This is a genomic window from Domibacillus sp. 8LH (assembly GCF_038806185.1).
GTDB lineage: Bacteria > Bacillota > Bacilli > Bacillales > Domibacillaceae > Domibacillus > Domibacillus indicus_A.
On the sequence record NZ_JAVJNG010000012.1, the window covers coordinates 32,038 to 55,531 of the forward strand.

Genomic DNA, 23,494 nt, shown 5'->3' on the forward strand with positions numbered 1-23,494 from the left:
TTCTATTTCCAATTATGCTTTATCTGACTTTATTGTTGTGCTGTGGAGCGAAGTATCTCCTCACCCATTACAGCTTTGTGTACGCGTGAACAACTTTGTTAAGCAAGCACCTGCTGCTTGGACGGACTAGCCGGTCTCTAATTGGTATAAGCAGCCAGGGTAGTCAAAGAACACCCTTAATGAAAAATCTAGCTTGTATTATCCCTTTAATGCCTTTGTTTCTATACCCGAAGAATTAACTATGGACCGCTTCTTTTTCGCTTAAACCAAGCACCTGCGCTGTTGAAGCATGAATATCGTGCAGCAGCTCTGGATTCTCCATTAGTGACAAGCCATAAGAAGGAATCATTTCTTTAATTTTCGGCTCCCACTCTTTCATCTGTTCAGGGAAGCATTTTGTGATTACTTCAAGCATAACGTGAACGGCGGTAGAAGCACCCGGAGAAGCGCCAAGCAGCGCTGCGATCGAGCCATCAGCGGCACTTACGACCTCCGTACCAAATTGCAGTGTTCCTTTTCCACCGGCCTCTGTATCTTTGATCACCTGCACCCGCTGTCCCGCTACGACTAAATCCCAATCCTCGCTTTGGGCATTCGGGATAAACTCACGCAGCTCTTCCATGCGTTTTTCTTTTGACAGCATAACCTGCTGGATCAAATATTTCGTTAATGCCATCTCTTTTACGCCTGCCGATAACATCGTTAAAAGATTATCCGGTTTTACGGAAGTGACTAAATCAAGCATTGAACCGGTTTTTAAAAACTTCGGTGAAAAGCCGGCAAACGGCCCGAACAGCAGTGATTTTTGATTGTCGATAAATCGTGTGTCAAGATGCGGCACAGACATTGGAGGAGCGCCAACTTTAGCTTTGCCGTATACCTTTGCATGATGCTGCGCTACAACGTCCGGATTATTGCATACCATAAAGATTCCGCTTACCGGGAATCCTCCAATATGTTTCCCTTCAGGAATACCGGATTTCTGCAGTAAATGTATGCTTCCACCACCGCCTCCAATAAAGACGAATTTCGCCGTGTGAGATTCAACCGTACCGCTGTCGAGATTCCGCACTTTCAATTCCCACAAGCCGTCGCTCGTACGTTTAAGATCATTTACACTATGATTGTAGTGTACATCGACGTTTTTACTTTTCAGGTGACCAAACAGCATACGTGTTAAAGCGCCAAAGTTGACATCTGTGCCAGAGTCGATTTTGGTGGCCGCTATCGGTTCATCCGCTGCGCGGTCCTGCATAATAAGCGGAATCCATTCCATCAGTTTTTTAGGATCCTCCGAAAATTCCATCCCCTGGAACAGCGGGTTATTTGACAGCGCTTTAAAACGCTTTTTTAGAAACGTTACATTTTCTTCCCCCTGCACTAAGCTCATATGGGGCAATGGCATGATAAAGTCCTCTGGATTATGTAACAGCCCGCTCTTTACTAGGTAAGACCAAAACTGCATGGAAACCTGAAATTGTTCATTAATGTTGATGGCTTTGCTGATGTCTACAGAGCCGTCTGGTTTTTCGACTGTGTAGTTCAGCTCACACAGTGCCGCATGCCCCGTTCCCGCATTGTTCCATTCGTTAGAGCTTTCCTCACCTGCTTTTGAGAGCTTCTCAAATACTTTGATATTCCAGTCCGGTACTAATTCTTTCAGAATTGTTCCCAAAGTTGCACTCATGATTCCAGCACCAATTAAGATAACGTCTGTTTTAGCTTCTCTGTTGCTCATGTTTACCTTCCTTATCCCCTGTATTTGTAAAACCTTAGATGTTACAAAAAGCAAGGCGCCACTTAGAAACACACCTTTTCTGTTTTAATTCTAACTATATCATTATCTATTATAATTATTTATAGAGGGAAATATCCACTGTTTTCTGATAATTATAAGCTATTTAATAAGTTTAAAGCTACTCTTTTAAATCATAAGCCAATTATTTTTTTCAAAAACCATAAATGAAGAGTTATGAAATGGTTTTCATTTCACCTGGCAGTTCAAAACATTTCATACACTATATTTAAATTCCATGTAATAATTTTATGCTTTTTATGAAAAATATTACATAAAAAAGTCAATTATTACGAACGTACGTGTGCTATAATAATGAAAAATACACCTATATTAAGAGGAATTGTAAAATGAGTGTAGAGAAAATCCAGGAGATTAACAAACTGAAAGCATTAATGAAAAACTTATTACAATATCGAGAATGTGACATCACCCATAACTTTAGCGGCCTGTCTCTGACGTATTGTAATCAATTCAAAACATTTATCGTTAAACACATAAGCAGCGGGGAAATCGAAAAATATGATGACATTGATACTTGTTCGTTAGCAATATATGAGAAGTTAAATAATGGGGTGAAAGAAGCTGCTGAATAAGTGTCTTTTTTAAAGCTTCAGTATGGCGGAAACAGAAAGTTCCCGGTATTCCTTTGATCTTTTCGCAGGCAACTGTTTTGCGAGTGTCCAACCGGTGGAATGCGCACTTATGATGTACCACAGTCGTTTAATACCTCGGTTCATTCAAATCAGCCTGATTTTGATTATGGTTCTGGGGCTACAATATAAAATTTTTTCTTTTTAGTGGTTTATCTTTTCAACAAAGTGGGTAAAGCGTTAACTGTGGTAACCTACCACCTCCTGATTTCTACATACTGATTACTTTTGCTGCGGATTTTCCGCAGCCTTTTTTTATAACGTTTGTTGACACGTATTACCGCTTTAAACTTCTTCATGCACACGCTGTTTATTCTCTTAAACAAAGCCATCTAACACCCTATCGAATGTACCGTTAAATAGCCCCCTAAATCCGGAATTCTCTTTACCTTAGTCACCATTACAGCCGCCCGAAATACCTTATATCCATCATATTTGACACCTTCCTTCGAATACCTTGTACTTAGTCAGCGGCGTAAAATGCACCTTCTACACGCCAAATAAGCGACTAGTGAGCGTATGGCTACCACAATCGTTGACGAAATAAACTCTTTAAAACGGATGACACTGCGAAGCTCCGTGAGTATTAGTCTTAAGGGAGGTATGAATTTCATGCTCCTCTTTGTCAATTTTCACAGGTGTGGTCGGTCGATCTGCACCAATTTAACAATCTACTGCGTCGTCGAGCTACGTTTAGTTAAATGTCCAAAAGTGCCAGCTTTACAAGTCAAACGGCACTTATATAATGACAAGACAAGGTAATTAAGGGAAATGCCACGCAGATAGCTCGTTTGCCTCGATCATACCAATATACTGGTTAACTGCGGTGATGAGCTTGTTTTATTTTTGAATTTTACAAATAGTGAATTTTGATTTGACTGAACAAAATATCGATCATTTTGAGGGGCTCCATTATAACAACTTTCAGATTTTAAATTAACATTTTTTGATTTTTCATAACCATTAAGATGTACAAATAAAAAACACGTCAATTTGACGTGTTTTTTGAGCTATTTTCACTCACTGACCCGCGTAAAAAGAACCAAATCATTTACTCCACTTTTTCAATAAAAGATCAATCCATTCCACTTTACCGCAGGTCGCATTCATATAGATACGATAATTTTAGCCTCATATAGCAAACGAGTGAAGTGCTGGAAGACATTAAAGTCGAAAGTTTGTTTTGTTAATAAATGAGATACTCAGATGAAACATAAGCAACCTCACCATAATAATCAACTTTTGCCCAGCCGTTCGAGTAAGTCCCGTAAATATAAATATTTTCGTATTTCTGCAGCTGTCCGATCACTTTTCCTTTCTTACTTGGAGATGACCGTACGTTCAAGTTGCTCGCGTTCGAATAACCCCAGTCTCCATAATAATAAAAATAAATATCATTATTTGGCGGAGAATATGTTCCTTGCTCAACCAGGTAGCTTGAGGCTGCATATCCGGCTTTTCCATTATATTTTATCTTCGACCATCCGCCCGGTTCCGTGTTATAAACGAATACTATCGTTCCATTTTTCAATGAGCCTACTACTCTTGCTTTCGGACTTGGCTTTTCACGTACATTTAATTTTGTGTCTACCTTTACTTTATAATGCTTGTTTACAGTTGCTGCTTCAGTCTGTTGTACTGGCAGTAAGGTAACGATTAAAACCAAAGCTGCAATAAGTGCAAAAATCTTCTTCATGATTCGCCTCCTATGTATTTTATTTCCACAAGGATAATAATACCCCAACTATAGTATCGAAAATTAGAATTTTTTGATATTAAGTGAGTATAAATATTCACGCATAAATACAACCCGCTTTTTGATTTTATATTCTTTCATTTTTCTAAAAATATAGGGTTCATTACATGCCTATCATACGGATATAAAATGTTGTTAAAAACGCGTAAGTGATTGTTTATTTCTAAGTTTCTGACTGTCTGTTTTGCCGACCATCATTCTTTTCCGTAAAAAAGACCTCTCCAACTGTCAAACTAACAGTTGAAGAGGTCGTTCAATCACAGACTATAGGATTTTCCTTACCCTGCTTTACGGATCACTATTTTTTTGCCTTTTTTACGCCACTCTTTGTATTCAGCTGCTGCTGTGAAAAGAACGTCTGTAGACGAGTTCAGTGACGTTTCAAATGAGTCTTGCAGGACCCCGATGATAAAACCTACCCCAACGACTTGCATCGCAATATCAGCCGGAATTCCAAACAAGCTGCACGCCAGCGGAATCAGCAATAAGGATCCACCGGCAACCCCTGAAGCACCACAAGCACATATAGCTGAAACGATGCTAAGGAGGATTGCTGTAGGAAGGTCCACTTGGATTCCCAGCGTATGAACCGCCGCAAGTGTCAATACAGAAATTGTCACCGCAGCGCCTGCCATATTGATCGTTGCTCCTAACGGAATGGATACGGAATAACTGTCTTTATCCAGGCCTAAATCTTCACATAGTCTCATATTAACTGGAATATTGGAAGCGGAGCTGCGTGTAAAGAATGCAGTAATACCGCTTTCCTTTAAGCATTTAAATACAAGTGGATAAGGATTTTGGCGGATCACTGCGTATACAATGATTGGATTTACAACGAGCGCTACGAAAACCATACAGCCAATCAACACAGCAAGCAGTTTCCCATAGCTGAGCAGCGACTCAAGACCATTTGTTGTAATGGATTCAATAACCAGACCCATGATTCCTAGTGGAGCAAACTTAATTACCCACGCAACCATTTTTGATACGGCATCTGAAAAATTCGAAATGAGCGTTTTTGTAGTATCAGCGGCATTTCTTAGCGCCAAACCAAGAACAATCGCCCAAGCTAAAATACCAATGTAATTCGCATTCATAATAGCATTTGCCGGATTATCGACAACATTGAGCAGTAATGTTTTCAATACTTCTGTTACACCGCTTGGAGGTGTGACTCCTTCAGCACCCTCTACAAGCGATAAGCCGACAGGAAAAATAAAGCTTACAATAACAGCGATCAAACCTGCCAAAAATGTTCCTAAAAGATACAGAACAATAATCGATTTCATATTCGTCTGGTGGCCGCTTTTATGCTGCGCAATAGCCGACATAACCAGGACGAGCACCAATACAGGCGCGATGGCTTTTAAAGCACCGACAAACAAGGAGCCTAAAATAGCCACTGGTTTTGCTGCTTCTGGAATTGTGACAGCCAGGATAATACCGATCATCAAACCGATGAGGATTTGTTTAACCAGGCTCACCTGATTCCACTTCTGCAGTACACTTCTCATAGATGTTCCTCCTATTTTCTTAAGATAAATTTATAAAATTGCTCCTAGCGAGCGGCTCTTTTATCATTCCACCTCAAAAGGACAACTGTCTTTCTCATAAATAATATTATAATTAATTTGAGATATATTACAATACTATTTACATTATTAAAAAATGTTGTAATTATCGGAACATTCAAACCAATAAAGCGATAGGAAAATTATTCGCATAATAATTTTCCTATCGCTCTTTATTATCTAAATAACATAATGTCCTTGCGGAAGGGCTGAGTGTCCACCTCAACCAGACATATATTCAAAGCCGTAAACTGGAACAAGCTCTCTTATTCGTTTTTCATCGCAAATTTTAGTTTAGTTTCCGATGGAATCCAAATTATCACAAGAGCACATAAAGCAATCGCGGAGCAGGCAGCAAACATGAATGAATAAGAGGCTAACTGCACGATAAATCCCATGACAAGACCCCCAAGCGAAAAACCTAAATCATAAGAGGCTAAAAAAACACCCAATAAAATATGCTTTGTTTCCTTTGGCACTGCAAAGGAAATATAAGTCGTTAAAGCTGGATACAGCATGGCCGCTGCCAATCCGTTAAAAACAGCAGCACTATATGCAAATATGCCTGCCACTGGAAGGATCGCCAGCAGGCTTGTACCGATTATAGAGCTGATTAGTATAAGGGCGATAAATTTCGGATGCCATTTTCCATCTGAGGGAATATGCTTACGGAAAAAGAAACGGCTTGCCACAACCACAATGGCTTGCAGGAACAAATAAAGAGCCGGATTTCCTGTCCCTGTCGTCAGCATGTATAGCGGCAAAAAGGTTGTGATGGCTCCAAAAACACAGGCCCCGATAAGCATCACAACAGATGACAGGATTAAACCATGCTGACTGCGCGCTTCTTTGATTGCTGCAGCCATTTCACGAAATGTAAAAGAAGAGCCATTTTTCTTCGTCTTAGGCAACGGAGATCCTATAAAAAACAATAAAGGAAAAATCGCCAAAAGAAGAATGAATACCCATAAGTAAACAAGATCAAAGCTCGTCCATAAGAGTAATGCCAGTGCTGGTCCGTAGAGCCCCGGCAGAACGGTGGATAAGGAATAAAGAGACATTCCCTGCCCGCGGTCCTGATCTTTTAATAATTCAGCAATGCCTATTTGCATGGACATAGAGAAAAACGCCGTTGTTCCTCCTTGCAGCACACGCACAATATATAAACTGTCCGGCCCCATCCATACATATAACAAAAGTGCAGCCGCGTGAACGAGCAAAAGCCACTGCATAATTTTAAATAAACTGTGTTTTTCGATCATCTGCCCGGCCCAGGGACGTAAAACCATACAGACAAGCATGTACAATCCCATCATGATCCCAATTTCTGCTTCCTCATAGCCTCTTTCTGCTGCTTGCAAAGGAAAAATGATCGTTAATACCGAATTTGCTGTAAAGAAAAATGCAGCGAGTGCGTAGAGTTTTGCCATCTGTGCTGATAACGGCCGATACTTCACGACACAGTCTCCTTTTGGCGTGAATCTTGAATAGAGACGTCACGTTTAATGGATAAACGAGCATCGAGCAAGCGTCGGCTTGTTGGATGCTCCATATAAGATAATTCTTTTATGTCCGTTACATATTCTATAATTTCGCCTTGTTCCATGACTGCGACTTCGTCTGCAAACAATTTTACAGCATGTAAATCATGAGTAATAAAAAGATAGCTAAGGTTCTGTGTTTTTTGAAGGGTTTTTAATAGCTTTAATATGCTGACTTGTACCAATAAATCAAGGCTGTTAATGGATTCATCCAATACAATAAATGACGGGTCAGTGGAAATGGCACGGGCAATGGTTACACGCTGTAGCTGCCCTCCGCTTAACTCATGCGGAAATTTTGCCGCGTCTGCCCTTTGCAGGCCGACCTGTACCAATAATTCTTCAATCTTCTGCTGTAAAGCTTCCTTTGACAGCGATAAATGAACTTGCATCGGTTCAGCTATAATATCCTTTATTTTCATACGCGGATTCACTGCACTATAACAATCCTGAAATACAATTTGTAATTCTTTACGCAGCTGCTTTTTTACGCCTGCATCAGCTTTATGTATATTTCGCGCTTTAAACAGGATTTCTCCGGCATCTGGTTCTTCTATGCCTAGAATCAGTTTTCCAAGTGTCGTTTTTCCTGAGCCGCTTTCCCCGACAAGAGCAAGGCAAATGCCTTCTTTCAGCTTTATATTTATATTCTTAACTGCTTGAATGTCTTTTTTTACTCCAAACCAGCCCTGTTTTCGATAGCTTTTTGAAACATTTTTTATTTCCAGCATTCTTATCCCTCTTCTCTAACCCAGCAGCCAGGTTTATACTCATACAGCGGCCCTATTGTCGTTCCTTCCCAAGAATCAGCTAACTTTTCAAGGTCTCCATGTTCGTCTCTTGCAGCCAGTAATGCTTGTGTATAGGAGTGAGCCGGCTGTGCGAGTATCCACTCTGCCGGACCGTATTCTACAATGACCCCCCGGCGCATTACCACTATGAAATCTGCCATTTTCGCAATAACGCCTAAATCGTGCGAAACAATAAGCATGCTTGTTTTTGTTTTTTGATGAAAATGAAGCAGTTCATCCAAAATATCCATCTGTGTCATCGTATCAAGTGCTGTTGTAGGCTCATCGGCAATTAATAAATTAGGCTGCATACAAGCTGCAAGAGCAATCATGATCCGCTGCAGCATTCCGCCGCTCAGTTCGTGCGGATAACGATCAAGCAGCTCCTCCTCCGGCAATTGAAAACGGGCCAGCTGTTCGGCTGCCCGCTTTCGTGCGTTATGTTTGGATATGCGTTCATGAGATTGTAATGTTTCAACAAAATGATCCCCAATTTTTACAATAGGATTAAACATGGCCATTGGATTTTGCATAATAAGTGATATCTCTTTTCCACGCAAATGACGCATTTCCCGCTCACTTTTTGCTAATAAAGATGTGCCTTTATATACAATATCACCCGTGTAACGCCGGTTTTGGCGAAACAGCTGCATAATTGCATTGCAGAGCATAGATTTTCCGCTGCCACTTTCTCCAACGATCCCAACAATTTTTCCTTGGGGAACAGTCAAATTTACATGTGAGACAACTTCTTTCTCACTATTATTTGTTTGGATAAAAACAGATAAATCCCGTAATTCCAGCATGCTTCTTCCTTCTTTCTACTTCATTTTAGGATCTATAGCATCGCGTAATGTATCACCAAACCAATCAAAGATAAGGACCGTCAACGAGATCATAACCCCCGGCACAAACATAAGCATCGGATTGCTGCTTAAATACATTTTGCTCTCGCTGATCATCATGCCCCATTCTGGCATCGGCGCCGTTACCCCCAGCCCCAGAAAAGACAATTCTGAAATCAGTAAAACTGTACTGCCTGTCCCAATTAATAACAGTAAAAGGATTTGTGGAAAAACAAACGGCAAAATATGACGCTTTACTATTTTTACAGTGGAAACGCCAGTCATTTTTGCATATTGCACGTATGTACTTTCTTTCAAGCTCCGCACCATGTTTCGAATAATACGCGCATACCCTACCCAGGAAACAATAATGATGGCGATAAACATATTCCAAACGCCGCCGCCTAGTGCTCCTACAATAACAAGAGCAAAAATAAAATGCGGAATGGCCATTAAAATGTCGCAGGCACGCATAAGAGCAAGATCCGCTATCCCGCCTAAATATCCTGCTGCAACACCAACAACCATGCTTAGTACAAGCGTCACAGCGAGCACCCCCAGTGCCGTAAACAGGGAAACGCGCGCTCCCATAATAAGGCGTGATAATACACAACGGCCTAAATGATCGGTGCCAAGCGGGTAAGCGGCCGATATGCCTTGCAATTTCATTGCCATATTAGTTGCATACGGATCATTTGGTGCCAGCCACGGTGCAAAAACAGCTGCAGTAACAAGCAGTAAAACGATCGTGCTGCTGATGATTAATGGAATAGATTTTTTCATCATATGTCGCCTCTCTTTAAACGCGCCCGGGGATCTACGATTGCGCAAAGCAAATCCGCCAGAAAATTAAATATGACGTACAGTGTGCCAATTATTAAAATAAAACCCTGCAGCACAGCATAATCTCTCGCTGCCATAGACTCTACAAGATAACGGCCCACACCTGGAATCGCAAAAACCGCTTCAATAATCGCGGCACCGCCCAAAAGCCCTCCGCAAGTCATCGCCAATGAAGTAAAAAGTGCCGGGAGTATTCCTTTAAGCACATGTCTGCGAATAATAATAGACTCTTTTACTCCGCGCGCTCTTGCAAATGCGATATGCGGCTTTTCCATTTCTTCCAGCATGCTTGTCCGGATCAGCCGAATATAATAAGGAATATAACCAAGAGCCAATGTGAATGCTGGCAAAACAGACTGTTCGATTGTTCCCCAGCCCATCAGCGGCAGTATTCCCCATTTTAAAGACACTACATAAACAAGAACAAAGCCTAGCCAAAAGCTTGGCATAGATGCAGTAGCGAAGACAAGAGCACGTGTGAACCTGTCAACCAAACCTCCCTGCTTTACTACCGACCAAATACCAATAATGCCGCTAATTGCGATAACGATAAAAAAAGCGGCTGCAGCAAGGCCCAGTGTGACTGAAAAGCGGCTCAGCAATTCCTCCGCCACGGGAGTCTTTGTGAGAAAAGACTGGCCAAAATCCAATTGCACCGCATTCATCAGCCACGTTCCATATTGAAAAAGCAAAGGTTTATTCAACCCTTGCTCTTCTCGTATTTCTTCAATTGCTTCCTCTGTTATAGGCAGATTATTAATCGCAAAATAGGCTTCTACCGGATCGACTGGTATAAGGCGAATAAGAAAAAAAGAAACCAGTGTCACACCCCAAATAGCAGCAAGCATGCTGCCCGCCCGCTTTAACAAAAAAACGCTCATATGTGTTATTTCACCTCATACGTGTTCAGCGGCACTTCATATTGCTGCATAGAGAATGACGAGTTTTGGACACGTTTATTGGCTGCTAAATAATTGGTCCGGTAAGAGATCGGCATAAAAATCGCTTCATCATGAATAGTCTGTAAAATGTTTTCATACAATTTACGGCGTTCTTCTTCATCTGTTGAACGGATAACTTTTGAAATATTGTCTGTCAGCTGATCAGATGTCGGGATTCCTTTTTGTGCATAGTAGCCGATTTGCTGTTCTCCGGCCATTGTACGGATATACATATGAGGATCATATGGAACGCCCCATGTATCGTTGGCTATTAAATTGAATTCCCCTTTTTTTGCCCGGGCGATCATCAATTGCCATTCCTCGCCGATTAATTGTACATCAATCCCTAATTCACGCCATGCGCCTTGTATATACTCCGCAATGGCTTTATCCACTTGCTCATTGCTGTTATAAGGCATCACCAATGTTAACGTTTCGCCATTTTTCGTGCGGAATTCATTACCAGGCTCAAGTTTCCATCCGGCTTTTTCTAACAGTTCGATGGATTTATCTGTATCGTATTGATAAGGATCAAGTGAAATATCACTGTACGGATAACCAGGTGCAAATAAAGACTGTGCTTCTTTTTCAAGACCGTTTAACACATGTTCAATAATAGTTTTTCGATCAAGTGCGTGCTGCAGTGCCAGCCTCACATTTTTATCTTTTGTCGCGCCGTACGTCGAATTAATCGCTAAAATACGCGTTGAAGACGGATCTGAAATTTTTGTTTCATACTGCCCGCTCTGTGCCAATGTTTGATATTCAATCGGAGCCAGCTGGCCGCTGCCAAAGATCAAATCAATATCGCCGTTTTGAAGCGCCATCGTACGTGCCTGTGAATCTGGGATCACTTTGACTATTACTTTTTTAAGTTTCGGCTTTTCTCCCCAGTAGTTTTCATTACGTGAGAATTCTGCGTAACTATCTTTTTTATAATCGGTTAAAACCCATGGTCCTGTCCCAACCGGCGCTTTGATTCCGTTTTTTGTTCCGTCTTCTAGAAAAGCGCTGTCTGCAAGCATACGCAGCGGACGAATTAACGTCAGCTCTTGCAGGAATGGATAATATGCTTCTTTCAACTGAACTTTTACGGTTGATTTATCTACTGCTTCAACGTGGTCGATGATAGCTACTGCTTCGAGCCAGCTGTGAGCAGCGCTGTTTTCAAGTACGGCATCAAAATTTCGTTTAACGTTTTCAGCCGTTAGGGCTGTGCCATCTGAGTAAAGAACATTTTCACGCAGCTTAAACGTATACGTTTTGCCATCTTCTGAAGTTTCCCAAGACGTGGCAAGTGCCGGCTCTATTTTGCCGTTTTTACCATATGTAACAAGCGGATCATACAGCATTGCCTGCGCAAACATCTCGTTCTCTGCATATACATGCGGATTCCCCGATCCAATATCTTTTGCCCAGGACATCGTTAATACATCGGATTCTTCTGTTTCTGAGTTACTGCTCCCCTGTTCTTTTTCCGTGTTGCTGCATGCAGCAAGTACGCCAACTAATAAAACAAGTATTAAAGTGAACCAATTTTTCATGACCCTTCTCCTCTTCCCCTTCAGCAATGATTATCATTATCAATTATAACGCATATCATAAGGTGTTTTTAGTTATTTGTAAAGGTCTTTTTCCCTGCAAGTGTTAACTAATTTACGATACTGAAAGCATGTTAGAATTAGTGAAGCTAAATGAAAGTAACATAAAAAAACTTTTTAATAGCTTTCCAAAGAATACGTTTAGTCTCCTGCCTGTCATTGCTCTATTGAAGCCTTACACCTGCAGTGCTACAGTTAAACATGTGATCGATCGAAATAAAAACAGGGAGGCTACAACAATGAAATACTACGTGGTAGATGCATTTGCAGAGAAGTTGTTTGAAGGGAATCCTGCCGGGGTTTGTATTATGGAAAGCCGGATTTCTGACGGTCTGATGCAAAACATTGCAGCTGAAAACAACCTTTCAGAAACCGCTTTTGCTGTTAAAGAAGGAGACAGCTATCGATTAAGATGGTTTACCCCAGCTGAAGAAATTGACTTGTGCGGGCATGCGACACTTGCAACAGCATACGTGATTGCGAATTATTATGAACGTGATGCAGAGCGGCTTACCTTCCAGACGATGAGCGGCGAACTGGCAGTAGAGAAAAAAGGAGACCTATATGAGCCGGACTTCCCAAGCAGAATGCCGGAAGAGTTTCCTTTAACAGAGCAAATGGCAGAAGCGCTTGGTGTGACGCCTGTAGAAACGTATGTAAGCCGTGATTTGATGTTTGTCCTGGAAAGTGAGGAAGCCGTTCAAAACGCAGCACCCAATTTTTCTAAACTAAAAGAACTGCCGGACGGAGTGGGTGTTTCCATTACGGCAAAAAGTGAAAAATATGATTTTGCATCTCGAAGCTTTTTTCCAAAGTTAAATGTCAATGAGGATCCTGTATGCGGCTCTGCTCATTGCAACTTCATTCCTTTCTGGGCAAACCGTTTGGGCAAACGTGAACTGACAGCAAGGCAGCTTTCCAAACGGGGCGGCACATTATACTGCAAGCTGGAGGGTGACCGGGTTAAAATCGCCGGCAGAGCAGTTCTGTACTCCATTGCGGATCTGCAAATCAGGCCATAAACAGGCCTGTACATATAACACAAAATATGGGTGAGAAATGATTTGTGATTCTTCACATCTCCTTTTATCGATTTTTTCTCATCCAGAACAAAGCAGGAAAGGATCAACAGAATGAAAAAAGGTATTTTACTCTTGGTCATCGCCACCCTTCTATGGGCAGGCAATTACATATGCGGCCGTTACTTAGGGCCTGCTTTACCCGCAACACTATTGAATACGATACGCTGGGCTATCTCAACCTTGATTCTTTGGGGATTACTAGCACTAAACAAAAAACAGCTTCCTCTTATCGCAAAATGGAAAGAATTTTTCATATTAGGCTTCTTGGGCATCTTTGCTTTTTCCACCTTAAATTACATAGGATTAAAATCGATTAGTGCCTCACAGGCGGGAATGATTTCAGCAGGCATTCCCATTGCCATCTTATTTTTCACCCCCTTCTTTCTTAAGGAGAAAATAAAGCCAAAGGCCTGGATTGGTGCAGTAGTATCCATATTGGGCGTGATTCTGCTTGTCTTAGGCAAACAGGGAGCTTCTTCTGAAGGGTCTATCATGGGCGAAGCCGCCATCCTTTTATCCTGTGTGGCCTGGGGCATGTATACCGTTCTCGGCAAAAAATACGGAAGGCAGATCGATCCGCTGACTATGACAGCAGGAGCCGCTTTTTACGGTACCCTGCTCAGTGCCATCAGCTGTATCGGAACAGTGGATACAGGAGCGATTCATATGACGCCAACTGCATGGCTTTGTATCGTATATGTGAGTACCTTTGCGTCCGTAGCAGCATATTTTGCTTGGAACGCAGGCGTAAAAATCGTGGGGGCCGGACGCGCAGCCCCTTATATTAACCTGCTTCCTGTCTGGACGGTCCTCTTAGGAGTTCTGCTGTTGCAGGAGCAAATATCGGGGCTGACCTTGGCTGGCGGAATCCTTACCATCCTGGGAGCCGTTTTAGCCAGCTTATAACTACGGTCTTTTCTTTTATATTTAGTAAAAGGGCATGTTTTGACTTTTCGAAACATGCTCTTATGTACCTTCGCAAGTATGTACTTTGAGAAATGAAATTTACTATTTTCCTAAAAGTGAATATACACCAGTATAGACAACTATAGGTTGTACATATGAAATCTTTTTTTCGAATGGCTAAAAATCCATTAAAACAGTACTTTAACGGTGAGTTTCCGGAACAGTATCAGGAGCCGCCCGGCCTTCAAAAAGAAATGAGTCCCCTGCCTGACTGCGGCGAAACCAGGTTGCTTATGCCCGCGAAGGTGCAGACGTTGCGATCAACTACCTGCCTGTGGAACAGCCGGATGCAGAAGAAGTTAAAAAGCTGATTGAAAAAGAAGGCCGGAAAGCAATTCTAATCCCGGGCGATCTGCGCAGCGAGGATTTTTGCCAAGAGATGGTTGAAAAAGCCAACAGCGAGCTTGGCGGATTAGATATCCTGGCGCTCGTCGCTGGTAAACAGCAGGCTGTAGAAGACATTATGGATCTTTCGACCGAACAAATCCAAGCGACATTCGAAACAAACGTATTTTCTCTGTACTGGACCGTAAAAGCAGCGATGCCTCATTTATCAGCAGGAGCATCGATTATTACAACCACCTCTATTAAAGTCTTTAATCCGTCGCCGATGCTGTTAGACTATGCAGCATCGAAAGGCACGATTATGAACTTTACAAAAGCTTTCGCCAAACAAGCGGCCTCGAAAGGTATCCGGGTAAACTCCGTTGCACCGGGACCCATTTGGACACCTCTCCAAATTTCTGGAGGACAGCCGACCGAAAACATTCCAAAGTTCGGTCAAGGAACTCCGCCTACCCCGCTGCAGCGCGCGGGACAGCCGGTAGAACTATCAGACGTATATATATTCTTAGCTTCTGACAGTGCCAGCTACGTTACCGGCCAGATCTATAGCGTAGCCGGCGGGATGCCCACTGCTTAAGGGGCCTCTTTTTATTTTTGAATAATATACAAAGCGGTGAATAAGTACCGCTTTGTTTTATGTTGAGTTAAAAAGCAGGAGGTGTCACTGAAAATAAAACACTGACTTCATGGCTGGCTGCGTTTGTCCACCTATGCTCCGTGTGGGCTGGAATTTTAACACTGTCGCCTGTCTGCAGCTCATATTCATCCCCTAACAGCGTTAAACCGATTGGTCCCTCTAATACAAGCGCGACTTCTTCCCCTTTATGAGAAAGCGGCTTTTCAGATGAATGTCTGCCGGGGGCCAAGCGCATTATGGCTGTGGCGAGCTGACTCGTAAAGTCAGGCGAAACCAATTCATAATGAAGTCCGTCAATCACCATTTGCTTACGGTCTTCCTTCCTTACAATCAGCTCTTTTGTATTAATCTCTTCCATAAGAAATGTAAAAACCGGCACATCTAACACTTTCGCCAGAGACTTCAGTGTGTGAATGGACGGATTGGCACTGCCTTTTTCAATCTGGCTTAACATTGAAGGCGTAATCTCTGCCCGCTTCGCCAATTCCCTTAAAGAAAGACCCAAATTTTTTCTTAATTCTTCTACTTTTTGACCAATGGAAGATCGGTTCATGATGCACCTCTTATTAAATTATATTTAATTTTTTAATTTTGATTGAACAATTTATTTTAAGTGTGTTAAATTAAAATTAACATATTTAATAAAAATGAACAATTAATGGAGGGACCACATGCTTGCTTTTATCGTAATGACGCTGTTTGTAGTAATGAGTCCAGGGGTTGATACCGCCCTGATTACAAAGCGTACAATGGCTGATGGACGAAAAGCCGGATTTCAAATGGCGGCGGGCATTACAGCCGGTTCTCTTGGCCACACAATTGCAGCGGCATTAGGCTTATCTGCTCTCCTCGTACAATCTGCTATTGCCTTTAGCCTGATTAAATGGGTCGGTGCTGTGTATTTAATTTATCTGGGGGTCACTGCTTTGCTGCCGAAGAAAAAAGAACCTGCACAAGAAAAGCGAGGGCCTACAAAACAAAGATCCGCTTTCCGGGAAGGACTGCTTTCCAATCTCCTTAATCCAAAAGTAGCGGTATTCTTTTTAACCTTTTTGCCTCAATTTGTTACGAGTTCGGATCGTGCTATGATAGATCTTTTTCTGATGGGCTGTACGTATGCCCTGCTGTCTATTGTCTGGTTTGTGGTGTATGTTTTCTGCCTCCACTTTATCCGCGAATGGCTGCTGTCCCCTGCTGTACAAAGCTGGACGGAGAAAGCAACCGGAATCGTATTAGTTGGATTTGGCATCAAGCTGTTATTCACAAAAGCCGATGCCAGATAAAGTTTATCCAGCGTTCTAACAGCTAAGCTAAAGCAGTTCTCTTCCGTATTAAAACCACCGCTTTAGCGGAAATAAAAAAGACCACTTAAAAAAGCGGTCTACTTTGATGGAGCCTTTGTCAAAAAGAGTTAGCAAGGGTTCTTTCTTCCACTCTCTCCTGCGTATCCATGCTGTTTACTCGGCGGGTCTTGGGCCCGGATCTATGCCAGAACTCTGCACGGTCATAACAGGACGGACCGTCATATCTCCATTCACACGGATCTGGCAGGATAAGCGGATATTGTCTTCCACCAGTCCTTTGTCATCAAACGCTTTTTTCTCAATATTGGTTAAATCATCAAAATCACCTTCCAAGATTTCTACCCGGCAGGTTGTACATCTCGCTTTTCCTCCACACCGGTGCAGAATCCCTACTCCATTATCTTCTAACGCCAGCACCAGCTTCTTCCCTGCTTCCACTTCAAATGTACCTTCTCCTACTACGGTTATGTTCGGCATCATTTTACCTCCTTTAATCATCGTGTTAAAAAAATTTGTACTTCGTCTGCCTTCTCATAAGTTCATTATCTCCAATGAACGCGTCTCTTAAAAACAAAAATACCTTTCAGCTGCTTTTTAGGTATACGATACCCGTTTTCAACTGAAAGGTGTTATTTTCTTAATTAAAGAAGTGCTTTGTTCTGCAGATTATATTTAAACAAGATCTCCAGCTGCAGTCATGGAACCCTTTTGAAGACTATCGGAAAATACACTGTAGGCAATCACTTTATTCTTATACTGCTTCACCACATCAACATGGTCCTCATAGCGGTAGACAAATAGCCGGACATCATTGCGGCCTCTTTTCGTATCGACTACAAATGGAATCCCACCGCTTTCAGGATGCAAAAACAAAGATTCATTCCCCGGAAAAATATAATATTTTCTTAAAACAGACGCTTCATTAAATTGTTGAATCACTTGTGCTTTTTCTTCGCCTTCCAAGCGTATCCCGTCAAATGTAATGGCCGTATTTTCTTCACTGAGTTTGGCATGCATCTCATACTTGCGGATAAGCCGTTCCACTACGCCGGTTGGAAGGCATGTTACTAATATTTTAAACAGACCGAAGACCACTGTTAAAAGCAGAGCCGTCGTTGACATCTTCATCATCTCCATTTTTATTTTAAACATAAAGGTACCTTTTATTCCCTGTTTACTATCATACTAGATTTTCCGAAAAAAGAACCAGCCAATTCATCTCTTTTTAGACCATCCAATTTGAAGAAATAGTGGGCCTGCTTATGTTTAAGACAGGGATTGAACCGCCTTTAAGGCTTCCGCAAACCGTCCAATTCCCTTCCGGATGGCTTCGGGTTCTTCCCTCCCAAATGTAAATCGGACATAACCTGTTTTTGAACCCATAATACTGCCCGGCACAAAAGCGACGCCTCTTTTCATAGACTCATTTAACAGCCCATATTCATCTACTTCTTCTTTTAGTTTGCACCATAGGTGGATACCGCCTTGCGGCACGAAAAATTCCACCTGGTCTCCTAGAATCTTTGTTAGACTTGACGTTATTTCATTTCTATGCGCTTCTAATTTCCCTCTCAGCATGGCAATATGATCGTGAAACTGCTCTGACCCTAGAAATTCTTTCGCCACCCATTGCGGAAAAATACTGTGGCCAAAATCAACCTGCTGTTTGGCATCAGCGAGCCGCTGAATAACTGTGCTTGGGCCAATCACCCAGCCGATCCGCAGCCCTGACGCGACAATTTTGGATAATGAACTCACATACAGCACATTTCCGTTCTCGTCCATTGATTTCAGCGTCGGATGCACTTCTCCACTAAAAGACGTTAAGCTGTACGGATCATCTTCAATAACCGGAATACCAAATTCGGCTGACAGCTCCAGCACTTTCCGGCGTCTTGCCTGAGACAGAACCGTCCCGCTCGGGTTTTGGTAGTCTGGATTCAAGAAAACCATCCGGATCTTATGCTTTTTATGAAGATCCACCAAATCTTGAGGATTCATGCCCTGCTCATCGACAGGCAGATGAAACGTCTTTAAGCCGGCAGACTGAAAAATCGGCAGAGAATAGCAATAAGAGGGATCCTCTATCGCGACAGCATCTCCGGGCTTGAGCAGGCATTGGATAATCAAATGGAGAGCCTGCTGGGCACCTGAAGTAATCAAAACAGAAGCTGGGTCCGCCTTAATCCTTTTGTATTCTTCAACATGAGCACAGATGGCTTCCCTTAAGGATTCGTTTCCTTGCGGATGGTCATAACCAAGGTAACCAGTAAAAGGCTGGCGGGAAAGAATCTCTTGAAATTCGGTATTCGGTAATAGCGCCGCAGTGAGCTCACCGCTGGCCAGATTAATCAAATCGTTCTTGTATGTTTCTGTGCGAATACGCTGAACCATAGGAAGATTCGGTAAGAAAGAACCGTCTTCTACGTAGCGGCCCCAGTTCGGGACCCGCTTGTGGGCGACCCCCCAAATGTTTGTACTGACTCTTGTGCCGCTTCCCTTTTTTCGTTCAACCACGCCCAAAGACTGTAATTCTTCATAAGCCGCCACAACGGTACTTCTATTCACTTGCAGCTCACTGGCCAAGGCGCGTTCGGAGGGGAGCAGGCTGTCAGCTGAAAACGTGCCTTCGGAAATTCCCTGTTCTATGTAATCTGCAATCTGCTTGTAGATCGGTTTTTTGTCCGTTCGGTCCGGTCTCCAGTCCATATACATTCCCTTCTTCCCTGATGCTCTTTTTCATTGTTTACATAAAAAAGAGCAACAATCAAAACCTTTTTATCACTAATGTTATTTTAAACCCTAAGCCATGTAACCATCCACTTTTATCATTTTTCACCCCTCCACTTTATGTCCTTTTATATGTAAATAACCGGATCTGTTACACAATCATCTTGATTGTTTAGCAAAAGAAAAAGGACCTTGTAAGGTCCTTTAGCTGTTCTTCGTTGAGCTGACACCCTCGTTCGTTGAAGAATGTACCGAAAAACAAAGTTACAAAATAAATCGTCCAATTTACTTTCCATAATCCTTTATCGCTTTATCAAGACAGATAAGTCACCCTCGAAAACCTTTTCTTCTTTATGGTTATAGGTAGATAACAATACGGTAAGGATACCCATTTCATTTTTTGCTGCCTGCTTATCTATAACTTCAACAACGGTATGTAATTCATCTCCAGGATAAACGGGTTTTACAAATTTAATATTGTTCATACGTGTTCCAGCAATAACCTCATCACCGTATAACCCTTCTTCAACCCAAAGCTTAAATGAAATGGCCAGCGTATGTATACCGGAAGCAATAATCCCATTAAACCTTCCTTGTTCTGCTTTTTCCTCGTCCAAATGCATATACTGGGGGTCAAATTCACCTGCAAACCTCATAATATCCTCTTTTGTTAATTTGAATGATTTCGTTTGGAACACCTGTCCAAGTGTAAACTCATCTAACTTCATTTCTACACCTCTATTTTGTAATGGTTGAACTCGTTTATGCCAGCGCTGCATACTTAACGAGTGGAAAATAACATCCAAGGTTTCTTTCAAGACACTAGTCTGTTAGTTTTAAAAAAATCGGGATAGCCGGCCAAACAAAAAGAAAAGCCTCTAAAACTGGCTTTTCCATCACTGTATCACAAGAAAGTCGGTTAAAACAAAAAACTTTCTAACTGTAAGATCTATTTCTGCTTTTTCTTAGGTTCCTCAAGTTCAACAAATTGGGGATAAAAATGATATAAAATTAACCCTGAGAATCCAAGTATAACAAGGGTAATGATCCAGCTGCCAATTGAATTCTCCTGGACGACTGCTGTGCTCAAGGCTAATGCTACAACGCCAAAACCTGCCAGTACGCCCTGTTTTGCGTACATAAATAGCAATAGAATAAAGGCGCGAATCCTTTCTAATGCCCCTCCTGTGTTACATTCCTTAAAAAATTGAATCATAAATAGGACAAGATTCCATGAAATTAAAATCGCGATTCCTGCTGCAAAAACTAAATCATATAAACCTGCAAACATATTAATCTCCTTACCATGTCTGTGTTCACTAACACATTTAGTGTTCTTTGCGTTACGGCGAATGCAAAACCTGAATGGCTTAAACTAATCGTCAAAACCCTTTTAACAGCTTTACTGTCATGACGCTGTTCACTTTAAACGAGTCTACTTTTTTACTTTGGGACTGACTGTACGCACAATATCTATCTTACACCAGCTTCAGCAAAATAACACCAGCCAGGATCGATAAGATGGAAAAAAACTTCCTTTTGCTCCGCGATTCTCCAAATACGAAAATACCAAGTAATGTGGTACTTACAATTGTCAGCCCAGCCCAAACTGCAAAGACAACGCCTACCTCTAAATATCGGGTAGATAATGACACAAAATAAATGCAGGTAATAAACAGCCCAAAAGCGCCGATTGTCGGCTTGATTACTTTAAAGCCGTTTGACATCTTCACACATAACTGGCCTGAAACACCTAATAAAATGCTTAGGCTTAAAAACACATATCCCATTATAAACGTTCCCCTTCCAGTGATGATTTTGTGCCAGGCTTCGTATTGATAGCCACGGCACCTACGACAACTAAACCAATGCCAAGTAACTTAATCGCGGATATACTTTCATGAAACAAGAGAATTCCCAGAAGGGTAACCAAAGCTGTTCCAGTTCCTGCAAAAACAGCATTCACGATTCCTACTTCGCGATTTGCCGTGATAAAAATATAAATCGCAATAGATGAACAATAAAAGAAAATTGCTAAAACCGTTGGCACAAAAACAGTGAATCCATCCGCCAGGTTAAGAAAAGTGACCCCAATGACTTCAAATAGGATGGAAAGGAGTAATAAGCTATAATAAGCCATATATAAAAGCCCCATTTCAAGGAAGTGTATGTAGTTGAATAATCTTAAATCAATCGAATACTTTGTTGCTGTGGCAGAATACGGCACGTTGACGAAGGCAGCCCATCATCTTCATGTTACGCAGCCTGCTTTAAGCAAACAAATAAAGTTATTTGAGAACGAACTTGGATATAAGCTGTTTGAACGCTCTCATCAAGGGATGAAGCTTACAGACAAGGGAAGGCATCTGTATGAGGATGTTTCTCCCCTGTTGCTTGCTTTGAAAAATAAAATGAAGGAACACAGTGTAATTAAAAACATCCGCTTCGGCGTTTCTCCTTTTCTGGCTACCTATTACCTTCCTGAGTTAGAAGCAGAACAGAAGATTAAAATAGATTTTACGGTCATACGGGAAGAATGTAGTGAATTTCTTCCTATGCTCGAATCAGGGAAGATCGATTCTGCTATTGTGCAGGATTATGCTTCCTACCCGGGCCTTTTTTCAAAGTTTCTTTACGAAGAAGAGTTCCAGGCCGTGGTGCCTAAAGGGCATCCTTTAACCGAAAAAACATCTATACAAATAAAAGACTGCCTGAATTATCCGCAGGTTTTGCCGCCAGAAGACAGCCAGTTGTATCGTAATATTCAGTCATTCATAAAAGAAAAGAACATCGAACCAGTGAAAATTGTTTGTATGCCCTATCACACTATTACTGATTATGTGATGAAAGGATATGGGATCACCTACCTTCCTGCGCTTATGATTGAACATCTGTCTTACAAAAATCTGCAGTTTATTCGATTAGAAAACAAAGAGCTGATCAGAAAACTCTATCTTTTTGCAAATAGCCGCCACGTTTTTGATATAGTCTGGCAGCAGTTACAGAAAGAATATTCTTTGTAGTTATTTTAGCGGCTTTAAGCCATCAGAAAAATTGACCAATCGATATAAAGGTATAACTCAAAGTTATACCTTTCTGACCATTCCTTTTAGAATTGATTATTCGACGGAAAAGTTCTAAAGGTCCTTTTTCATTTATCTAACTAAAAATCAGGTTAATTTTAAAATATAGAAGACCATCTCTTTAGCACTAGGTAATAATATGAGATAATATGATATAATATAGTGATCATGATCGCATTTAGGAGGCAAATATGGACGATTTATTAAAATTAAAAGATAAAACGATTGTTATTATGGGCGTAGCAAATGAGCGAAGCATTGCTTGGGGAGTAGCAAAATCTCTTCACAAAGCAGGCGCAAAACTTGTTTTTACATACCGAAAAGAACGTTCACTTCAGAAACTAGAAAAGGCTTTAGCTGCTACCAGCATCGAAGCAGAATTGATTGTTCCATGTGATATCAACAGTGACGAAAGCATTCAAGCTGCTTTTTCCCGCATCGGAGAAAAAACAGGTATCATTCATGGTGTTGTTCATTCCATCGCTTTTGCACATGCAGAAGATCTGAAAGGCGCGTTCATCGACACGTCCCGCGACGGCTTTGCGTTCGCGCAGGATACAAGCGCTTATTCCCTAATCGCAGTAGCGAAAGCAGCAAAGCCTTTCATGACAGAAGGCGGCTCAATTATCGCGATGAGTTACCTCGGTGCTGAACGTGTGGTTCCAGGCTACAATGTAATGGGTATCGCTAAAGCGTCACTTGAAGCTTCTGTCAGATATTTAGCAGAAGATTTGGGCGCAAGTGATATTCGAGTAAATGCTATTTCGGCTGGCGCTGTTCGCACTTTAGCGGCAAAAGGCATCCCATCTTTTAACGAGATTCTTCATCAAATCGAAGAAAAGGCACCGCTTAGAAGAAACGTCACACAAGAAGAAGTCGGCGATATGACTTTAGCGATGCTGAGCCACCTTTCAAGAGGCGTTACAGGCGAGATCGTCTATGTGGACTCTGGCTATAACATTCTCGGTTAATCTTTAACCATAGATGCTCACCCTTTAAGAGTGAGT

General features: G+C 41.7%; 23 protein-coding genes and 1 pseudogene. 7 read left to right on the plus strand and 17 right to left on the minus strand.

The window, feature by feature from the left end; genetic code table 11:
• Positions 1-235 precede the first annotated feature (235 nt).
• Positions 236-1,753, minus strand: coding sequence for a malate:quinone oxidoreductase (locus RG959_RS14360; RefSeq protein ID WP_342797748.1), 1,518 nt, complete (start codon positions 1,751-1,753; stop codon positions 236-238).
• 392 nt (positions 1,754-2,145) lie between these two features.
• On the opposite strand from RG959_RS14360, the gene RG959_RS14365 reads away from it, so the two are divergent.
• Positions 2,146-2,391, plus strand: a complete 246-nt coding sequence (locus RG959_RS14365) for a hypothetical protein (protein WP_342797682.1) — start codon at positions 2,146-2,148, stop codon at positions 2,389-2,391.
• A 1,243-nt stretch (positions 2,392-3,634) separates the two neighbouring features.
• Here RG959_RS14365 and RG959_RS14370 read toward each other — a convergent pair.
• From RG959_RS14370 to nikA, 8 genes are all read right to left on the minus strand, one after another.
• Positions 3,635-4,144 (minus strand): SH3 domain-containing protein, encoded by a 510-nt coding sequence (locus RG959_RS14370; RefSeq protein ID WP_342797683.1) that lies wholly within the window; start codon positions 4,142-4,144, stop codon positions 3,635-3,637.
• 338 nt (positions 4,145-4,482) lie between these two features.
• Positions 4,483-5,721, minus strand: a complete 1,239-nt coding sequence (sstT, locus tag RG959_RS14375; protein WP_342797684.1) for a serine/threonine transporter SstT — start codon at positions 5,719-5,721, stop codon at positions 4,483-4,485.
• A 323-nt stretch (positions 5,722-6,044) separates the two neighbouring features.
• Complete coding sequence (gene cntE / locus RG959_RS14380; protein WP_342797685.1) at positions 6,045-7,235, minus strand: staphylopine family metallophore export MFS transporter CntE; 1,191 nt, start codon at positions 7,233-7,235, stop codon at positions 6,045-6,047.
• Positions 7,232-8,050 (minus strand): ABC transporter ATP-binding protein, encoded by an 819-nt coding sequence (locus tag RG959_RS14385; protein ID WP_342797686.1) that lies wholly within the window; start codon positions 8,048-8,050, stop codon positions 7,232-7,234. The genes cntE and RG959_RS14385 overlap by 4 nt, the downstream gene beginning before the upstream one ends.
• Before the next feature lie 2 nt (positions 8,051-8,052).
• Positions 8,053-8,916 carry an ABC transporter ATP-binding protein gene (locus RG959_RS14390; RefSeq protein WP_342797687.1) on the minus strand — a complete coding sequence of 288 codons (864 nt, stop codon included), beginning with the start codon at positions 8,914-8,916 and terminating at the stop codon, positions 8,053-8,055.
• Between the two features lie 15 nt (positions 8,917-8,931).
• On the minus strand, positions 8,932-9,741 hold the full coding sequence (locus RG959_RS14395; RefSeq protein ID WP_342797688.1) for an ABC transporter permease: 810 nt from the start codon (positions 9,739-9,741) through the stop codon (positions 8,932-8,934).
• Complete coding sequence (locus RG959_RS14400) at positions 9,738-10,679, minus strand: ABC transporter permease (protein WP_342797689.1); 942 nt, start codon at positions 10,677-10,679, stop codon at positions 9,738-9,740. The genes RG959_RS14395 and RG959_RS14400 overlap by 4 nt, the downstream gene beginning before the upstream one ends.
• Before the next feature lie 5 nt (positions 10,680-10,684).
• On the minus strand, positions 10,685-12,283 hold the full coding sequence (gene nikA, locus RG959_RS14405) for a nickel ABC transporter substrate-binding protein (RefSeq protein WP_342797690.1): 1,599 nt from the start codon (positions 12,281-12,283) through the stop codon (positions 10,685-10,687).
• A 296-nt stretch (positions 12,284-12,579) separates the two neighbouring features.
• Between nikA and RG959_RS14410 the strand changes: the two genes are divergently transcribed.
• From RG959_RS14410 to RG959_RS14420, 3 genes and pseudogenes are all read left to right on the plus strand, one after another.
• Positions 12,580-13,362: a PhzF family phenazine biosynthesis protein gene (locus tag RG959_RS14410; RefSeq protein WP_342797691.1), complete on the plus strand. Its 783-nt coding sequence runs from the start codon at positions 12,580-12,582 to the stop codon at positions 13,360-13,362.
• Between the two features lie 111 nt (positions 13,363-13,473).
• Entirely contained in the window at positions 13,474-14,328 is an 855-nt protein-coding gene (locus tag RG959_RS14415) for a DMT family transporter (RefSeq protein ID WP_342797692.1), read from the plus strand.
• 173 nt (positions 14,329-14,501) lie between these two features.
• Positions 14,502-15,310: pseudogene (locus RG959_RS14420) on the plus strand (SDR family oxidoreductase).
• 67 nt (positions 15,311-15,377) lie between these two features.
• Here the strand turns inward: RG959_RS14420 and RG959_RS14425 are convergent.
• Complete coding sequence (locus tag RG959_RS14425; RefSeq protein WP_342797693.1) at positions 15,378-15,923, minus strand: helix-turn-helix domain-containing protein; 546 nt, start codon at positions 15,921-15,923, stop codon at positions 15,378-15,380.
• Between the two features lie 118 nt (positions 15,924-16,041).
• On the opposite strand from RG959_RS14425, the gene RG959_RS14430 reads away from it, so the two are divergent.
• On the plus strand, positions 16,042-16,653 hold the full coding sequence (locus RG959_RS14430; RefSeq protein ID WP_342797694.1) for a LysE family translocator: 612 nt from the start codon (positions 16,042-16,044) through the stop codon (positions 16,651-16,653).
• Between the two features lie 174 nt (positions 16,654-16,827).
• On the opposite strand, the gene RG959_RS14435 is transcribed toward RG959_RS14430, so the two are convergent.
• The 7 genes from RG959_RS14435 to RG959_RS14465 form a co-directional block, all read right to left on the minus strand.
• Positions 16,828-17,151: a 2Fe-2S iron-sulfur cluster-binding protein gene (locus tag RG959_RS14435; protein ID WP_342797695.1), complete on the minus strand. Its 324-nt coding sequence runs from the start codon at positions 17,149-17,151 to the stop codon at positions 16,828-16,830.
• 195 nt (positions 17,152-17,346) lie between these two features.
• Positions 17,347-17,796, minus strand: coding sequence for a YfmQ family protein (locus RG959_RS14440; RefSeq protein ID WP_342797696.1), 450 nt, complete (start codon positions 17,794-17,796; stop codon positions 17,347-17,349).
• A gap of 144 nt (positions 17,797-17,940) precedes the next feature.
• The gene (pdxR, locus tag RG959_RS14445; RefSeq protein WP_342797697.1) at positions 17,941-19,383 is read right to left on the minus strand and encodes a MocR-like pyridoxine biosynthesis transcription factor PdxR; all 1,443 of its coding nucleotides are present in this window, start codon (positions 19,381-19,383) and stop codon (positions 17,941-17,943) included.
• A gap of 323 nt (positions 19,384-19,706) precedes the next feature.
• Complete coding sequence (locus tag RG959_RS14450) at positions 19,707-20,132, minus strand: MaoC family dehydratase (RefSeq protein WP_342797749.1); 426 nt, start codon at positions 20,130-20,132, stop codon at positions 19,707-19,709.
• Positions 20,133-20,353: 221 nt separating this feature from the next.
• Positions 20,354-20,695: a hypothetical protein gene (locus RG959_RS14455; RefSeq protein WP_342797698.1), complete on the minus strand. Its 342-nt coding sequence runs from the start codon at positions 20,693-20,695 to the stop codon at positions 20,354-20,356.
• A 187-nt stretch (positions 20,696-20,882) separates the two neighbouring features.
• A complete protein-coding gene (locus RG959_RS14460) occupies positions 20,883-21,194 on the minus strand; it encodes a DMT family transporter (RefSeq protein ID WP_342797699.1) in 312 nt (103 codons plus the stop codon).
• Positions 21,194-21,544 carry a DMT family transporter gene (locus tag RG959_RS14465; RefSeq protein WP_342797700.1) on the minus strand — a complete coding sequence of 117 codons (351 nt, stop codon included), beginning with the start codon at positions 21,542-21,544 and terminating at the stop codon, positions 21,194-21,196. The genes RG959_RS14460 and RG959_RS14465 overlap by 1 nt, the downstream gene beginning before the upstream one ends.
• Positions 21,545-21,578: 34 nt before the next feature.
• Between RG959_RS14465 and RG959_RS14470 the strand changes: the two genes are divergently transcribed.
• Both RG959_RS14470 and fabI read left to right on the plus strand, forming a co-directional pair.
• On the plus strand, positions 21,579-22,427 hold the full coding sequence (locus RG959_RS14470; protein WP_342797701.1) for a LysR family transcriptional regulator: 849 nt from the start codon (positions 21,579-21,581) through the stop codon (positions 22,425-22,427).
• Positions 22,428-22,678: 251 nt separating this feature from the next.
• The gene (gene fabI / locus RG959_RS14475) at positions 22,679-23,458 is read left to right on the plus strand and encodes an enoyl-ACP reductase FabI (RefSeq protein ID WP_342797702.1); all 780 of its coding nucleotides are present in this window, start codon (positions 22,679-22,681) and stop codon (positions 23,456-23,458) included.
• Positions 23,459-23,494 lie beyond the last annotated feature (36 nt).

Coding starts and splice junctions, on each gene's coding strand:
- RG959_RS14365 (WP_342797682.1), top strand. CDS start 2,146: ATGAGTGTAGAGAAAATCCAGGAGATTAACAAACTGAAAGCATTAATG.
- RG959_RS14370 (WP_342797683.1), bottom strand. CDS start 4,144: ATGAAGAAGATTTTTGCACTTATTGCAGCTTTGGTTTTAATCGTTACC.
- sstT (WP_342797684.1), bottom strand. CDS start 5,721: ATGAGAAGTGTACTGCAGAAGTGGAATCAGGTGAGCCTGGTTAAACAA.
- RG959_RS14385 (WP_342797686.1), bottom strand. CDS start 8,050: ATGCTGGAAATAAAAAATGTTTCAAAAAGCTATCGAAAACAGGGCTGG.
- RG959_RS14390 (WP_342797687.1), bottom strand. CDS start 8,916: ATGCTGGAATTACGGGATTTATCTGTTTTTATCCAAACAAATAATAGT.
- RG959_RS14395 (WP_342797688.1), bottom strand. CDS start 9,741: ATGATGAAAAAATCTATTCCATTAATCATCAGCAGCACGATCGTTTTA.
- RG959_RS14400 (WP_342797689.1), bottom strand. CDS start 10,679: ATGAGCGTTTTTTTGTTAAAGCGGGCGGGCAGCATGCTTGCTGCTATT.
- nikA (WP_342797690.1), bottom strand. CDS start 12,283: ATGAAAAATTGGTTCACTTTAATACTTGTTTTATTAGTTGGCGTACTT.
- RG959_RS14410 (WP_342797691.1), top strand. CDS start 12,580: ATGAAATACTACGTGGTAGATGCATTTGCAGAGAAGTTGTTTGAAGGG.
- RG959_RS14415 (WP_342797692.1), top strand. CDS start 13,474: ATGAAAAAAGGTATTTTACTCTTGGTCATCGCCACCCTTCTATGGGCA.
- RG959_RS14425 (WP_342797693.1), bottom strand. CDS start 15,923: ATGAACCGATCTTCCATTGGTCAAAAAGTAGAAGAATTAAGAAAAAAT.
- RG959_RS14430 (WP_342797694.1), top strand. CDS start 16,042: ATGCTTGCTTTTATCGTAATGACGCTGTTTGTAGTAATGAGTCCAGGG.
- RG959_RS14435 (WP_342797695.1), bottom strand. CDS start 17,151: ATGCCGAACATAACCGTAGTAGGAGAAGGTACATTTGAAGTGGAAGCA.
- RG959_RS14440 (WP_342797696.1), bottom strand. CDS start 17,796: ATGTCAACGACGGCTCTGCTTTTAACAGTGGTCTTCGGTCTGTTTAAA.
- pdxR (WP_342797697.1), bottom strand. CDS start 19,383: ATGGACTGGAGACCGGACCGAACGGACAAAAAACCGATCTACAAGCAG.
- RG959_RS14450 (WP_342797749.1), bottom strand. CDS start 20,132: ATGAAGTTAGATGAGTTTACACTTGGACAGGTGTTCCAAACGAAATCA.
- RG959_RS14455 (WP_342797698.1), bottom strand. CDS start 20,695: ATGTTTGCAGGTTTATATGATTTAGTTTTTGCAGCAGGAATCGCGATT.
- RG959_RS14460 (WP_342797699.1), bottom strand. CDS start 21,194: ATGGGATATGTGTTTTTAAGCCTAAGCATTTTATTAGGTGTTTCAGGC.
- RG959_RS14465 (WP_342797700.1), bottom strand. CDS start 21,544: ATGGCTTATTATAGCTTATTACTCCTTTCCATCCTATTTGAAGTCATT.
- fabI (WP_342797702.1), top strand. CDS start 22,679: ATGGACGATTTATTAAAATTAAAAGATAAAACGATTGTTATTATGGGC.